The organism is Hallerella succinigenes (genome assembly GCF_002797675.1).
GTDB classification, from domain to species: Bacteria; Fibrobacterota; Fibrobacteria; order Fibrobacterales; family Fibrobacteraceae; genus Hallerella; species Hallerella succinigenes.
In genome coordinates this window covers 1-15483 of record NZ_PGEX01000001.1, presented here as the reverse complement: position 1 = coordinate 15483, position 15483 = coordinate 1, and the positions used below count along the sequence as shown (strand labels likewise).

Annotated in this window: 12 protein-coding genes and 2 CRISPR repeat arrays; of the genes, 7 read left to right on the top strand and 5 right to left on the bottom strand. The window is 47.2% G+C overall.

Translation table 11 applies throughout. The annotated features are described in order from the left end of the window. Nucleotides 1-70 precede the first annotated feature (70 nt). From BGX16_RS00055 to csx20, 5 genes are read left to right on the top strand one after another with little or no spacing between them, the layout of a single operon-like run. Nucleotides 71-1168 carry a putative CRISPR-associated protein gene (locus tag BGX16_RS00055; protein ID WP_100424231.1) on the top strand — a complete coding sequence of 366 codons (1098 nt, stop codon included), beginning with the start codon at nt 71-73 and terminating at the stop codon, nt 1166-1168. A 17-nt stretch (nt 1169-1185) separates the two neighbouring features. After that, on the top strand, nt 1186-3456 hold the full coding sequence (locus tag BGX16_RS00050) for a CRISPR-associated ring nuclease (protein WP_100424230.1): 2271 nt from the start codon (nt 1186-1188) through the stop codon (nt 3454-3456). Beyond that, on the top strand, nt 3446-4015 hold the full coding sequence (locus tag BGX16_RS00045) for an NUDIX domain-containing protein (RefSeq protein WP_100424229.1): 570 nt from the start codon (nt 3446-3448) through the stop codon (nt 4013-4015). Before BGX16_RS00050 ends, BGX16_RS00045 begins: the two co-directional genes overlap by 11 nt. 12 nt (nt 4016-4027) lie before the next feature. Beyond that, nucleotides 4028-5131, top strand: a complete 1104-nt coding sequence (locus tag BGX16_RS00040) for a sigma-54-dependent transcriptional regulator (protein WP_157797785.1) — start codon at nt 4028-4030, stop codon at nt 5129-5131. After that, nucleotides 5131-5517: a CRISPR-associated protein Csx20 gene (gene csx20 / locus BGX16_RS00035; protein WP_100424227.1), complete on the top strand. Its 387-nt coding sequence runs from the start codon at nt 5131-5133 to the stop codon at nt 5515-5517. The genes BGX16_RS00040 and csx20 overlap by 1 nt, the downstream gene beginning before the upstream one ends. 113 nt (nt 5518-5630) lie before the next feature. Here the strand turns inward: csx20 and BGX16_RS00030 are convergent, their stop codons facing one another. The 5 genes from BGX16_RS00030 to cas6 form a co-directional block, all read right to left on the bottom strand. Next, nucleotides 5631-6983, bottom strand: coding sequence for an IS5 family transposase (locus BGX16_RS00030; protein WP_198514820.1), 1353 nt, complete (start codon nt 6981-6983; stop codon nt 5631-5633). A 595-nt stretch (nt 6984-7578) separates the two neighbouring features. After that, a CRISPR array of direct repeats spans nt 7579-7975; the repeat unit is 37 nt; unit sequence GTCTTAATCCACTGTATATCGTGGAGTGCTTTCGGAG. Nucleotides 7976-8669: 694 nt separating this feature from the next. Next, nucleotides 8670-9734, bottom strand: coding sequence for an AAA family ATPase (locus BGX16_RS00025; RefSeq protein ID WP_198514819.1), 1065 nt, complete (start codon nt 9732-9734; stop codon nt 8670-8672). A gap of 418 nt (nt 9735-10152) precedes the next feature. Next, nucleotides 10153-10428 (bottom strand): CRISPR-associated endonuclease Cas2, encoded by a 276-nt coding sequence (gene cas2, locus BGX16_RS00020; RefSeq protein ID WP_100424226.1) that lies wholly within the window; start codon nt 10426-10428, stop codon nt 10153-10155. Then, nucleotides 10425-11444 (bottom strand): CRISPR-associated endonuclease Cas1, encoded by a 1020-nt coding sequence (cas1, locus tag BGX16_RS00015; protein WP_100424225.1) that lies wholly within the window; start codon nt 11442-11444, stop codon nt 10425-10427. Before cas1 ends, cas2 begins: the two co-directional genes overlap by 4 nt. Before the next feature lie 628 nt (nt 11445-12072). Beyond that, a CRISPR array of direct repeats spans nt 12073-12764; the repeat unit is 37 nt; unit sequence GTCTTAATCCACTGTATATCGTGGAGTGCTTTCGGAG. A 254-nt stretch (nt 12765-13018) separates the two neighbouring features. Beyond that, complete coding sequence (gene cas6 / locus BGX16_RS00010; RefSeq protein WP_100424224.1) at nt 13019-13873, bottom strand: CRISPR system precrRNA processing endoribonuclease RAMP protein Cas6; 855 nt, start codon at nt 13871-13873, stop codon at nt 13019-13021. A gap of 436 nt (nt 13874-14309) precedes the next feature. Here cas6 and BGX16_RS14915 point away from each other — a divergent pair, with 436 nt between their 5' ends. After that, on the top strand, nt 14310-14648 hold the full coding sequence (locus tag BGX16_RS14915) for a hypothetical protein (RefSeq protein WP_241899370.1): 339 nt from the start codon (nt 14310-14312) through the stop codon (nt 14646-14648). Nucleotides 14649-14676: 28 nt separating this feature from the next. After that, on the top strand, nt 14677-15324 hold the full coding sequence (locus BGX16_RS14910) for an ATP-binding protein (protein ID WP_241899369.1): 648 nt from the start codon (nt 14677-14679) through the stop codon (nt 15322-15324). The last annotated feature ends 159 nt before the right edge of the window (nt 15325-15483 follow it).

Below are 15483 nucleotides of genomic sequence, written 5' to 3'. Positions count from 1 at the left end.
TGTCCCGCATCCTAGTTTTAATTTTTCTGTATTGAACAGAGCGAGTCGTTAAGGAGTGCTGCTGACAACTATGCAATACTTTATCTATACTACCTGTGGTACGAGTACGTTTACGAATCCTGCCCGTAAGGATCCGGAACTGAATGACTTGATTATCAAGAATAGCAATGCCCGCAACGAAGATGAACTTTTGCCGGGAGCAAAAGAAAAAATCGATGCGCATTACGATTCGTTGATAGAAGAATGGCAGAATTACTCTATTGCCGATGCCCGCGCGAAATCGGCAGAACTGAACAGCCTGCTCAGCTGGCAAGAAAAGAACAAGATCCCCGCATCGGAATGCTTGTGCTTCTTGTTGCACACAGACACTGTTCTTGGAGCAAATGCCGCTTCGCTTGTCGAAGAATGGCTCACGCACCACGGCTACATGAGTGTGCAACTTCAGAAGATCGATTCTCTTTCAACATCTTCGCTCGAAAATTTCGAAAAGGGGCTTGCCTCGCTTGCGGAATGGGCGTTTGCCAACATTCCTTCTCCTGAACAGAGAAGTTCCAACGAAAAGTATGTATTCAATGTGGCGGGCGGATTCAAGTCGGTCTCCGGTTTTATGCAAATTCTTGGACAGTTCCTTGCCGACGAAACGATTTACCTGTTCGAAGGTCACAGCGAAATCCTCTCGATGCCGCACCTCCCCGTGCGCTGGGAAGAAATCGAAACGATCCGCCAGAACTTCAATGACTATCGTCGCGTTTCTCTGGGAATTCCGCCAAAGAATCCGGAACGGCTCAATTCCTTGTGGGTGCGAAACGGCCAGTTTACCCCGTGGGGGCAAATCGCCTGGGAAAGCGCAAAGCAAGAACTGTACGGGGAGAAAGTTCATACATTTGTATGCGATTTAGTCCGAGAGGGTGAAAAGTTTCGCAAGTCAGTAGAAGGGCTGGATGCATTCCGAAAAAAAATCGTCAATGAACGTATTGATGATTTGTGTGCGTTCTTTTTGAGCGGAAAGGTAAAGAATATTCGCCGGCTTGATTACAAGCTTGTGAAGGGTAACCATCCTTGGAGTAATGAATGCGATGCCTGGGCCGACGGCAGCGCCATGCGTCTGTTCTGTAATGAAAAAGGAAATGGCGTAGTTGTTGAATGTCTTGGAAATGCGTTGCATTAAATGAATTAAGATAAATTATGCCCAAAAATATCCTCATTAGCACGCTTGGTTTAAGTTGGGAAATTATTCCAGAAACGGTGGGAGCCTTCTTCTATGAAGAAGGTGGCATGGACTTTTATGGAAATGTTCCAGAAGAATCGGTGCAGGGTTTTCGCGAAAGTGCTAAAAAGGTGCTGCAAGGCCAGACGATAGACGAACTGTGGCTAATTTCTACAGACCAGGAAAAAGACCCTAAGGATCCTAGATCGATGTCTCTTTCAGAAATGCGAGAGCGTATTGCTGAATGGTGTAATTCATACGCTCCTGCAAGCAAGCTGGCTATTCGCATATTTGTGCTGAAAGGCGTCAATGACATCGACAGCAAGGAATCAGTAGATAAGTTCCACAATCTTGCCTTGCAGGTGCTTTTTACCTCTAAGCTATATGCGAACGGCGGCAAGCGCGTCGTATCGCTTGCCTGCGGCCGCAAGACGATGAGCGCCGATATCCAAGATGCGGCCTACTGTTTTGGCTGTGACATGATGATGCATGTGACGGCATCTGCTAATCCGAAGATTACTTTAGATGGTTCAAAGATTTGTTTAAACGAAGCTGAAAAGAAATCCATTTTCCCTGTAGAATTGAAACCTTTCCCGGCGAGTGACCTGTTCAACGATTGGTATGGTGGCGAAGCTGCAAAGCAATATGACATGTTTGCAGGGAATCGATGTTGCGAAGCCCTGGACGAAACGACATTCCTGTTCGAAAACCCGGAGGGCGTCGAACCGTTCCTAAAAAAGGTCGAAGAAAAGCGCGAAGCGGCCAGGCATTTCTATTCGTCTTACTGGAGCAGTAACCAATATTCTTACGACAACTTCCCGATTGTATATACGCTGTCCTCGAATGCGCAGCAAAGCCTCAAGGATTTTAAAATTGGCGTTCATCAAGACCTGCGAAGCAAGGAACTTAAACTGCTAAAGACTTTGCCAAAGGCAGATTTGCATTGCCACTTGGGCGGCGTACTTTCGCCAAAGGAAATCATCGAGGTTGCAGGTGCAATTGAAGATGAACTTCGCGACGAACGAAGGCAAAATCCGAAATTCAAGAATTGGGACTTGAAAGGCCCTGGCCCCGGCGAAAGTTGGAAGAATTGGCGACGCCGACTTGCTAAAAAATTGAACGTGTCAGAATTGTCTGTCGTTGCCGCCTATGTGTTGCAGTCCAAAAATGCTCCTGAAAAGTTGGACGAAATTATCTACGGTCAAGAACGCAATGGTGGTAAGGATTTGCGCGTTGAACAGCAATTCGTTGGAATTGCGCAAACTGTGAAAAATGGCGAAACAGTTTTGGATTTGACGCCGTATGAATCTTTGGGCGACCTGCAGGGTTCGGGCTTGCTGAAACACGAAAAGACTTTACGCAAAGTCCTTCAGATTCTTTATAGGAATGTGCAAGATAATAACCTAAAATATCTAGAAATCCGCTGTTCGCCCATCAATTACAAGACCGATATATTTGCTCCTAGAGATGTTGTACGAACCATTCTTGATGAGATGACGCGTGCCGAAATCAAAATGGGCATAAGGTCTTCGATGATTTTTATTGCGTCAAGGCATGGCAAGCTAAAAGATATAGATGCCGCGATAGAATTGTACCGAAACCTGGAACAAGACATAGATTGTGGCGAAGCATTCAAGAGATATTTCCGTGGGTTCGACGTTGCAGGTAACGAGAGCAAAAGAAGACCTGAAAAATTACGCGGTAAATTCCAACGGATTTTAATGGACTGCAAAAATGTAACGGTCCATGCCGGCGAAACGATGCCTGCCGAAAATATCTGGGAAGCGGTCTATTGCCTGAATGCGGAACGTATTGGACACGGGCTTACGCTTGTAGAACGCGACGGTGACTTGTTGCCCAAATTCAGGGACCGTCGAATAGGTGTCGAAATGTGTCCATCGAGCAACTACCAGATTGTAGGCTTTAAGGACAACTATTATCCAGACCAGAATCTACCCGACTACCCGTTGCGCAAATACATGGATGAAAAAATCCGAGTGACCGTCAATACGGACGATCCCGGTATGTCGCGGACCAACATAACCAATGAGCTTTTGAAGGCTGCGCGACTGACCCGTGGAGGGCTTTCTCTTTGGGACATTCTTTCGCTTTTATATAATTCGTTCGAAATGGCTTTCTTGCCGTATAGAGAAAAAATGAAGCTGCTGAACGAAATGAACCTGAAAGTGAAAGACTGGCTTGACGACAACATCGTGAAAATTGAAAAAGGGTGCATTTATGAAGAATGAGAATATTGTATATGTCTGTCGTTCGGATTTGGAAAATTTCTTTGACTTGACCAAAGAATTTTTTCCGTTGTCGGTTGCAACGCTGAACAAATTTCCATACCATTTTGTGCCCCGTGCAGAAGCTGAAAACGACTCCACGAAAAAGCAACTGATTCCGTATGTGCTTGTGCAAAATGCAGAAGGCAAATTGTTGAGTTACCGCCGATGCGGTTCCGAGAAGCGTCTGGCTCAGAAACTTTCGCTGGGCATCGGAGGCCACGTGAATGACGGCGACAGGAAAGATACCTTGTTCGACACGTTAATTGCTGGGGTTTGTCGCGAAATCAAGGAAGAAATTGGTGCCGACATCGATCCTGAATCCCTGAAACTGCTTGGGCTTATCAACGAAGAACAGACCGAAGTGGGCCATGTGCATACGGGAGTCGTGTTCTCGCTGCTGGTTGACGATTCGGTGCTAGTTTTTGATTCCGAAATCGGTTCGCCGCAATGGATCGACCCAAATACATTGGACAAAACTTCGGCAGAACTTTGGTCTTATTTGGCCCTGAAACTTTTATAAGAGGTTAGTGCTGTGAAATACGATTTGTTTCCTGCGATAGCATCGCAAGAGAGCTGCCAAGAGTTGGCGCAGCAATACAATAAGCTTGATTGCTTGGATGAACCTTCATTGAAATGTTTCAGGGAGGCTTATGTCATTGCAAAGATGAGCGGAAGCCAGCCAGTTCTGATTACGGGAGACAATGGTTGTGGCAAGACCGGATATGCCCAGTTGATGTGGGGCGTGAATTCAATCAGGACCAAAAGAAATCGCTCCAAGGAAATGCTCAACGTGAACTGCTCTGCATTTTCAGAAAACCTGATAGCTAGTGAACTGTTTGGACACAAAAGAGGTGCTTTTTCTGGAGCGGAATCAAACCGAGAAGGGAAAATTAAAGCTGCCGGCGAGAAGGGCTGCCTGTTCTTGGATGAAATCGGGGACCTCCCGTTATCGGCTCAAGCCTTGCTGCTCCGTTTCTTTCAGGACAACGAAATTCAACCGTTAGGAACCGATGAACCAATTAAGCTGCAGGATCCGCCTAAGGTCATTTGTGCGACCAACAAGGACTTGCGCAAAGAAATTAACGAAGGTCGATTCCGTGAAGACTTGTTCAACCGAATCAACAAGTTTCATGTACATGTTCCGCCTTTAAGAATCCGCCCAAAGGATTGCTTGCAAAATGCGAACAATTTTTTGGACAAGTTTAAGGAAATGCAGGCGGACTCCAGCGAAGTCGTTGCGGAACAACTTACTAAAATGAAAATCGATAGTAATTTTTACAACGACAATGCCAAAAGCGGTTATAGCTGGCCTGGCAACTTCCGTGAACTCGAAAACCGCATATACCGCGCTGCAGTTACAAAAATTACTTGCGGAGGAACGTGCATCAAGTTTTCGGACTTGTTTGATGAGAGCTTTATCGATAGCCCCGACCGCGTAAATACGGAAACGCAAGATTTTGATTTACCCAAAGGCCCTGTTTTGCTGCCTTTTGATTTGGAGGCGAAACTGGACGAAATTCGCGCAAACTTTATAGACAAAGCAATTGCGCAATGTAACGGAGAAAAGACCAAGGCGGCAAAGCTGCTCGGTTACAGCAACTACCAAAAAATGGACCGTCGCCGGAGCAAGGCGTAATGGCAAAAATTTTCAATGTGACAAATCATACTGCTACCGAAATGCAGATAAACGATGCCAAGCGGATGCTCGGCGTTGTAGAGTGTGTCGATTTGCCGGAATCCCTAAAAAAAAGATGGGGCGAGGTTCCTCCTGAAACGGATTCTGTGGTAGCGTTTGTTCAACCCGTTTTGGACTGGCTTGGGCAAGTCGCTTCAAAGGACGATGTTGTCTGGGCGCAAGGAGAATGGGGCGCAACGGTGGGCGTACTCCAGTGGTGCCGCGCCCATGGCGTCCGGTGCGTTTACAGCACAACGGAGCGTATTGCAACGGAAAGACATGCTGTAGACGGAAGCGTTGCGATGACGCACCAGTTTAGGCATGTAAGGTTCCGTGATTTTCCGTAAAATACACACCCTTGTGGAATCTGCGAAAAATCCCCGATGCGCGTTGCACCGGGGATTTGTGTTCAGGAGGTATATATGAAGGCTGTGGGGCTAGCTAGTTGACCCTTAAAAAGTCACTTCGCGAGCGCAGGATAAGGAGGTTCGCCGTTTTTATTCACCCCTTCCCGGCAAAGGAAGCAACAGTATAGCCATTCCAACAGGACAAAAAAGCGCCTCATGGCCCTCTTGAAGTTGAACGCCGCTGCTGCAAGCTTTGCATTGAGCATGTCGCCAAAGATTCCCTTGTAGAAATTTCTACCCATACGGTGGTCGCTTTTCAGGTGGCCGTTGATAGGCTCGATGCCTGCCCTCTTGCAAAAAAGCTTGTGAGCCTTTTCCTTCTGGTAGTAAGTCGCGTTTTTCTTCGGGACGTCCGGTATCACGATCTTTGTCGTTCCGGATTCCTTTTGTCCGCGGTAGCCTCGGTCGCATGCGGCCTGGCTCGGCCTGAATCCAAGCATTTGTTCAACATGGTCAAGCGTATCGTCTATCGTATGTCCGTCATACTCGTCCCGGAACGAGACCGCGCCGACAATGATGCCGCTGTAGCTCCGGGCGATTGACACCTTGTTGCCGAACTCGTATTTCTTGTGTTCCTTGCCCTTGCCGATGCATTTTACTTCGGGTTCGTGAAGCGAATAGACCTTGTCCTTGTCGCATTTCTTCTGTGCCAGAACTTTTTTGAAAAGCTCGATTTTTTCTTTGTACGTGTTCAACAAGTTCTTGCTGGCGAGATTTCGCTCTAATTCACGGACGAGCCGTCCCGCGATTGTCTTCAGCCTGCGATCTGCCTTGTGAGCCTTCTTGCCGTTCTTCGGGTGATTGCGGAAACGCTGGTCACGATGGACCTTCTTCAAGGTTCTCTTGTAGGACTGTCTTTGCGGAAGATCATGCTCTTCCACGATCCTCTGTACCTGTTCTATTATCTTGTTCGCAAGTTTGGCGTCTGTAGGGAACGTGATGTTCTTTTCCTGCACGGTCGTGTCAAGAAAGACCGTGCCGCATCCTGTCGGTCCTTGTTTATCGTGGTCATCGTTGACGAGGATACTTTCCTTGAGGATCATGTCCATGCCCGCTTCGCCAATCATGTGCCGGAAGTGAACAAGTTCGCTCGGGTCGCAGGGTTGCTCCGTCGAGAAGAACCGTTCTCCGCAAAAATACTGGTAATAGGCGTTTTCCTGAAACTGCTCCACGACGGACTCGTCCGATACGTTGCGGATGTGCTTCAGGATGATGAGCCCGGTCATGAGACGGATCGGCTTGTTCGGCGCACCCATTTTGTCGTCAAACCGTTTCGAAAACTCGGTCTCGAACTTGTTCCAGTCAATCTTGTTCGCGAGAACGTAGAGGGAATGCTTGTGGTTCAACTGCTCCTCAAGGGAACAGAAAAGGCTTGTCTGTGCGTGGGATTTTGGCGGTCTGTACATAAAAAATTGCAAGGTTTTCAATCATATTTTAGAAAACCTTGCAATATTTTCACAGGGTAGAAATCAGTTTTTCCCAATAGTTATGCGGGCTGGGCGGGATTTTAAGGGACGACTAGCTAGATGGCAGTTAGTCGATGACGGCGGTGTCGGAGTATTCGGGGATGATGGGCATGGCGGGCCTCCTTTGGGTTAGGGATGGAGGGTTATTTGTTGCTGTTGATGTATTCGACGATGTTGTAGATGGTGGTGACGCCGCTGATGATGAGTGGTAATGGGATCATAGTGAGTCTCCTTTATTGAGGGTTGTTGTTTTGCCAGGGAGTTTCCCGGACATACAGCTATATGCAAAACCCGTGCCAAAAGGAAAATGTGCTTTTTAAGCGAAAATCGCAGGGTAGAGAAGTAGGACTATATGCGTTGATGGATGTATATACAAAATCGTATACAGAAATACATTTTTATATGTAGTACAAAAACACAAAAGGCCCCGCCGAAGCGGAGCCTAAAATTTGTCAGCAAAAACGCAAATGGGGTTCGTGGTTTATCGTGGAATGCTTTCGGAGGCGAAGAGGGATGCTAAGGAACGTTTAGTTCCGTCTTAATCCACTGTATATCGTGGAGTGCTTTCGGAGGAGAAACTCCGTTATCAGAGATCTTCGCAGAGATGTCTTAATCCACTGTATATCGTGGAGTGCTTTCGGAGAGACTCTCAAAATCCTTTCTCATATGAGCAAAAAAGTCTTAATCCACTGTATATCGTGGAGTGCTTTCGGAGGTACGAAATACGGACAAGGCATACTATAGGCTTTTGGGTCTTAATCCACTGTATATCGTGGAGTGCTTTCGGAGCAAAGACAAGTACAATACTTTTGCTGTGAAGTATGGTCTTAATCCACTGTATATCGTGGAGTGCTTTCGGAGATACAGGTTAAGACTACTTAAACAACTTTCAGAAGTCTTAATCCACTGTATATCGTGGAGTGCTTTCGGAGGGTGGCATCGCCGGGGCCTTATAAATCAAGGGTTCCAGAGGGCGTTTTTCTGCCAGACTTTTTGAGCACTACCTTCGAATCGACTTTTTTTCGGAGGATTTTCTTATAACTCGTTGATATTCAACGAAGTAGCCTGATTGCCTTTTTGCCGGTGCTTAGAATATACTGCTCAAACTCGCGGGTCTGGGCCCTAATACCCCAAATATACATCATTTTTCGCGAAAAATCACATAATTTCACCCGAAACAACGAAAAATCCCCGATACGCGTGGCGCCGGGGATTTGTTTTCAGGAGGTAAATATGAAAGCTGTGGGTTTAGCAGTATTTGGCGAGGAATTCGAGTTCGGTTTCGCATATAGCGAGGTTTCTTTTGGTTAGGGTGTGGTGGGTTATTTGTTGCTGTTGATGTATTCGACGATGTTGTAGATGGTGGTGACGCTGGTGATGAGGAGTTGTAGTGGGAGCATAGTGATTCTCCTTGGTTAAGGGTTTGTTGTCCGAGATTTTCTCGAACATACAGCTATATGCAAAACCCGTGCCAAAAGGAAAATGCTGTTTTTTAAGCAAAAATCGCAGGGTGGAAAAACAGGGCTGAAAATGTTGATGAATGCGTATACGAAAATGTATACAGAAATACATTTTTATATGCCGTACAAAACACAAAAGGCCCCGCCGAAGCGGAGCCCCCATTTTTTAGTTCCCTAAAATCCATTCACCAAAGAATGGGTCTTCGAGCTCATAACCGGTGGTCTTGATGACGTACCCCTGTTTCAGCAGACGTTTGATGGCGCTGAACAAAGTACTGGGGGCCATCGATCTATCGGTCATGGGGTTGCGCCTATTGGCTAGCGCGAGCATCACCTTGCGGTCGGTGCGGTTCATGTTCGCCCAGAGTCGCTCGTAATCTAGGGAATGCTCTTCCACCTGCCTCTTTATGGCGTGGGCCACAGGATTCTCCTTGACCTTGCTGTACTCGATTGCGTTATAGACTGCGGCCGAAAGCTGTTGCGTGTAATAAGGGTGCACATCTGTGAATTTCAAAATTTCTTCTGTGATGGCAGCCTTTCGCTCTGCTGGCATATTTGGCAGGCGGCTTTCTATATAGGAATAGAAATCCTCGTAAGGAATTTTCTTCAGGTTCATGCGTTCGCCAAAATGGAAAAATGGGGACTTTTTCTTTTCGAATATTTCCTCCATCATGGATTCCTGGCTACCCATAAACACGTAATTCAATCCCTTCTGCCGTTGCATGATGGCCCGCAGCTGCTTCGCCAGGGTTTTGTCTATGGAATTCACTTCCTGGAATTCATCGAACACCACGATAAGTCGGTTCTTTGCAGAAGACACCTTTTCCAATAAGTCCAGGGAATCTTCCAACATGGCGGACGGTTTTCCTACCGAGGGAACGAAGCTCACATCCATACCTTCGGTCACCGGATTGAAGGAGAGCGTGGGCACGACGCGGAAAAGCTTCATAAGGTGCTTGATCTTTTCGAATTTGTGTATCTGGAACACCTGGCGTAAAATTTGGGAAGCCAAATCTTCCACATTCAGGACTTTCATGAAGTCAATAGTTATGGACGGACGGCCAATCTGCCGAAGCGCCCTTGCTACCAGGCTGCTCTTGCCGAATCTGCGCGGGGATATTAGCACGAGATGGTTCTCGCTGTTCAGTAATTCCTTAATCTGCGCAAGTTCGTTCACGCGATCCGTGAAATATTCGTCTTCTACGATGGTTCCGAATTTGAACGGGTTCATGATGCTCCCTGTGCGAAAAAAATCAATGCGAAAAATTTCGCATTCTAAATCAATATAGTATAATTGCCCCTTTTTTGCAATATGGATTCGCGAATAAGTAAAAAGTCGCGCCGTCCCACCCAAAACAACGAAAAAATCCCCGACGCGCGTTGCACCGGGGATTTGTGTTCAGGAGGTAAAAATGAAGGCTGTGGGTTGGCGGGATGGCGTTTAGTCGATGATAGCGGTGTCGGAGTATTCGGGGATGATGGACATGGCAAGCCTCCTTTGGGTAAGGGTTAGATGTCGCGGATTTTTTTGGATGATGGAGTAGCCGATGATGCCGGTGTCTCAAATATACTGCTCAAACTCGCGGGTTTGGGCCCAATACCCCAAATATACATCATTTTCCGCGAAAAACCACCAAAAACGGCTTGATCTATATAATTGCGTAAGAAAGTTTCCGAACCGGCTTGCCCGTGCCGATAATCACGATGTTTTGGTCGTTGTCACTGTCGAGAGGATACAAACGAACCGTGTCATGATCAGGGTTGATTATCCCGAGAAGCTGCTCTGAAAAATCCTCCACTTTTGAAGAATCCATAAAGATTTCAAAGACTGATCTTTGCACGCGGAATCCCCATTTTGCACAGGCTTTGGCAGCGGCTTTCCGTTTCTTGCCGTTAGAAATGTCAAATGCCACCACGTATTTCATGCGGCCTCCTGAGTTGTGATGCCCACTGTGTTTTGTTTTTTCTTGAGTAGGCGGCGGCGCAAAGCTTCTACGCGCAAACGCATTAGGCTGTTCCAGGATGCGCCTTCGTTGTCTGGTACCACGCGGTTCGGCGAATCGCAGAATTCCTCGTAGTGGCGGATGAACGCGGCCATTCCCTCGCGGGTCAGTTGTAGCGGGCTGTCGTCCGAGTCGCCCTTGCGTACAAAGTCTGTTGTGCCAATGAATTTTCTATTGAGTATTTTAAGGACGAGTCTATCGACAAGCGGGTGGCGGAACTCTTCGAGCATGTCGCAGGCAAGAGATGCCCTGCCGTATTCGGGTTCATGCAGGAATCCGATGGCGGGGTCGAATCCATAGGTCTCGAGCAAGGCTTCGATGCGTTTTGCGGTAAATGCGTAGCCGAGTGATAACAGTGCGTTTACGGGATCGGTGCAGGGGTGAAATTTTCGTCCGGGGAAGCGGATGCCATTCATAAGGCATTGTGCGTAACTTGAAAAATAGATTTTGGCGGCGTTGCCTTCGATTCCGCGGAGCGTATTTTTGTCGGTGCCGGAGCAGTCCATTGCAGACTGGAGCGACTTTTGCATTGCGGGGCGTGCGTCAAAGCGGAAGGGGTTGTGCGGATTCTTGTCGCAGGCGTTCAGCAGCGCGATTCCGCTTTCTATTTTTGATACGACGAAGCCCCTTGCAATTTCGAAGGATTCGTGACGATTACGGAAAGCGTCGTATTGGGCGAGTCTTAGATAAACGTTCTTGGCGGATTGCGAGGTGTATTTGCCTTTGAATCGTCCGCCGCGGTCAAGGAAGGCTACGCTTGCTCCGGCGTCGTTGAGCGATGCCATTGCGTCGCTGCTGATGGATGCTGCGCCCATGATGTTTACCGAGGATATTTCTGAAATCAGGTAGTCTCCGACGAGTTTGTCTGCTTTTGTGAGGCGGAGGTGGTTGCCTTGTTTGCGGATGCTTGTTCCTTGTTCTGTGATGTAGAGGTTCATAGTTGAAAGTCCCTTATGGTAAAGAAAATCTTTTGCGGGCGGGGCTACCGCGAAAGATTTTATGTATGGTTGATGGAGGTTGGGCGATTAGATTTCGCTGAAGACGGTGTCGTTATATTCGGGGATGAAGGACATGGCGAGCCTCCTTTGGGTTAGGGGATGGGTTAGGATTGGTGGGCGATGACGAGGAATCCGATGATTGTGGCGAGGAAGGCGATTGCCATAGATGGCCTCCTTTTTTATATGTCGCGGATGTTTTTGATGATGGTTGTTGCGGATGCGATTCCGGCGAGGATGGGGAGTATTGGAATCATGGTTGTTCTCCTTTGTTGAGGGTTGTTGTTTTGTCCGGGAGTTTCCCGGACATACAGCTATTTGCAAAACCCGTGCCAAAAGGAAAATGCGATTTTCAGGCAAAAATCGCAGGGTGGAGAATTAGGACTATATGCGTTGATGGATGTATATACAAAATCGTATACAGAAATACGTTTTTATATGTAGTACAAAACACAAAAGGCCCCGCCGAAGCGGAGCCTAAAATTTGTCAGCAAAAACGCAAATGGGGTTCGTGGTTTATCGTGGAGTGCTTTTGGAGCTCAAAACAATAAACAATAGAGAAGAATTAAAAGTCTTAATCCACTGTATATCGTGGAGTGCTTTCGGAGTCAGTGTTGTCACTACAGAAGTAATCGTAGACTTGCGTCTTAATCCACTGTATATCGTGGAGTGCTTTCGGAGCACCGAGCGATGACGCCGTTCAGTGCGTGGGTTCGGGAGTCTTAATCCACTGTATATCGTGGAGTGCTTTCGGAGAGCAAATCACGGAGGCTATCCTTTCAAGACTCAAGTCTTAATCCACTGTATATCGTGGAGTGCTTTCGGAGATCGAACGGAAGCTGACAGAAGCCCTTAAGAGGGGTCTTAATCCACTGTATATCGTGGAGTGCTTTTGGAGCCAAGACTTGCGACGATGGTTCCGTGGTTGTGCAGTCTTAATCCACTGTATGTCGTGGAGTGCTTTTGGAGCCTATATGGTCAAGAAGGCTCGCGACTTGTCCAAGTTGTCTTAATCCACTGTATATCGTGGAGTGCTTTCGGAGCCACGCAACGCTCTTCACGTACCCACACCGCGTGGAGTCTTAATCCACTGTATATCGTGGAGTGCTTTCGGAGGAACAAGCGTCTTATGTTTTTGCGTCGGGTAATCGCAGTCTTAATCCACTGTATATCGTGGAGTGCTTTCGGAGTGCCATTGACTGCTTCGCACTTACAGACGATTATGGGTCTTAATCCACTGTATATCGTGGAGTGCTTTCGGAGGGGTGGCATCGCCGAGGCCTTATAAATCAAGGGTTCCAGAGGGCGTTTTTCTGCCAGACTTTTTGAGCACTACCTTCGAATCGACTTTTTCCGAAGGATTTTTCTCTAACTCGTTGATATTCAACGAAGTAGCCTGATTGCGTTTTTGCCGGTGCTTAGAATATACTGCTCAAACTCGCGGGTCTGGGCCCCAATACCCTAAATATACATCATTTTTCGCGAAAAAACGCAAAAAATCAGCTGTAAACTTTTTTCTATACGGTAATCGCGTATCGCCCGCCGCCAAAGGTGGTGTTCTTGCCGACTCCGACCATTTCCCCTATCGAAAGGAGCACTCTCGCTGTTTCGGAAATGTTCTTTAGGATTACCGTGCCCGTAAAACCGGAGTAGTAGATGCGCTTGTTCTGGCGAGAACTCAGTCGAGACCTTGTTGTCTTGGTGGTTGCTGCCTGGGATTCCATGGCGAGTAAATCGTGCAAGAGTTCGTCGAAGTTCCAGTCTGCGCCGTCTATACTGCCGTAGGCCTTGCAAAGCAGCTCTATTCTTTGCAGAAGGTTCCACGAGAACATTTCAAGGTTCCAGTCTGTGGACTCCTTGCGGTAGTGTCTAAAGGTTGTCGGCGTAAAAAAAACGAGCTTGAGCGAATCGCTATTGGAGACCTGAACATCTGCAATGTCTGTGACGGTTGGTGGGCGCATCCCGTCAATGTAGAAACGTGTCGCATCGTGTCCGATACCTTCTTCGCCAAGAGCGGTCAGGCATTTTTCGAGTGTATCGGAAAGTGTGCTGGACAGTCCAAAGAAGGTGACTTCGAGTCCGGCCTTGTCGTGTTCCTGCGGCAAGGCGAAAAATCGCAGGTTTATGGAACGGGGTTGCGGACCTTCGGGCGGTGCGGGTGTGCCCGGCAAGGGGTCAAGGAGTGCGCTGTAAAGGTGCGTGCAGTTTTCACGGTGGGCGGGGCTTGCAAAATCCTTGGTGATTTCATCGTACAGGTAATAACCAAGTGCTCCGCGTATGCCCGCTTCTGGAAACCTGAAAAAACGCTTGTAGTTTTCGATAACAAGCCTGTAATAGATACGTGTAATTTGGAGGTGCGGAATTGCGAACATAGGTCTCTGTTTTGGGTGATGAAAAGATAAACAATTTTGACGATTTTGGTGTGTCGAAAAAACGGTTGACCCGATAAGCCATGCGATTAGTCGCGAAAAATTCTACACGTGTGTGCGTTTCGAAGATGGTGTTGATGAAATTGACGACGAAGATTATCCAGAATACGCTTCTGTCCGTCTGATCAAGGATGCGGAATAAGGCATACTCTCTAAACATTCAATTGTGTTGTGGTTAGAAGATGGGGCTCCAGGACTATGGGTCACCTTGTTTTTGTTAAGCTCATATTTCCTGTTGATTTTTTTTTGTTTAACATTTTGTATATTACAAAATGTTAAATGGAGGTATCTATGGAAAATCCTTTTGTTTTACGCCCTTACGAAAGCGCTGAAACTTTTTTTGCGATCGCGAAAAAGAAACACGGGATATTATAGACGATTGCAAAACGGCATCCATGTGACGCTGATTTCTCCGCGTCGTTATGGCAAAACGGGATTGGTCTACCACGTTTTTGATGAACTTGCCAAAAAACGCCGCTCCATGACGCTCTGCTATTGCGACATTTACTCGGCAGACAATCTGGAGGATTTTGTCAAGCTCCTTTCGGAATCCATTGTCTCAGCTGTGAAGGCCGAGCCTACTTTGAAGAAGTTCTTCTCATTTTTTCCTGGGATTCGTCCATTGGTGTCGTACGACCCTGTTTCGGGTTCGCCACAGGTGAGCATTGCGTACCAGAACGATGGGCAGAAGCTTTCTACGCTCAAAAGTATTTTTTGATTTTCTGGGTTCCCAAAAAAAGACGTTTGTGATTGCATTTGATGAATTCCAAATTATCCGCAATTTTAAGGGAGTGAATATGGAGGCGCTGTTGCGCACCTATATCCAGCCGCTAAAAAATGTACGCTTCGTGTTTTGTGGAAGCCAAAAGCATATCATGACGGATATGTTTGTGAACGAAAAAAGCCCGTTCTACGAAAGTACGCATGTTGTTTATCTCGACAAAATCCAGCCGGATATCTATGGCGCGTTTATCAAGAAACTGTTTGGCATGGGGAGTCGCCGCATTGATGACGATGCTCTTGAGTTTATCTTGGAGTGGACCCGTTGCCATACGTTTTATATGCAGTATCTTTGCCACCGCTTGTTCCGTGATGCTGGCAAGAAAATTACTTTGTCCGATGTGCGTCTGTCTTGCGCCGAAATCTTGCGCGAGGGAATGAATGGCTTCTTGGAACGTCGTAACTTGCTGACGGATAAACAGTGGCAGTTCTTGAAAGCGGTTGCCAAGGAAGGCTCCGTTGCACAACCCACGGCGGGTAGTTTCTTGAATAAATATAAACTGGGAACCGCTGCAGCCGTCAAGCGGATTGTCACGTCGCTTGTGGAAAAGGAACTTTTGCTTGAAACTCTCTCGCTAAAGGCAAAAACTACTGCGTTTATAATGTTTTCTTGAGTCGCTGGCTTGAATCTGTTTAACATTTTATAGTATACAAGATGTTAAATTCCGTTCTACACTCTCGAAGGGGCTTTTTCATGCTGTTCTAGCGGGCTGCGCTCCAGCGTACTAGCGAGGAGTGTTAGGCTTCCTATTTCCCGTGGTTGTAGACGTCAC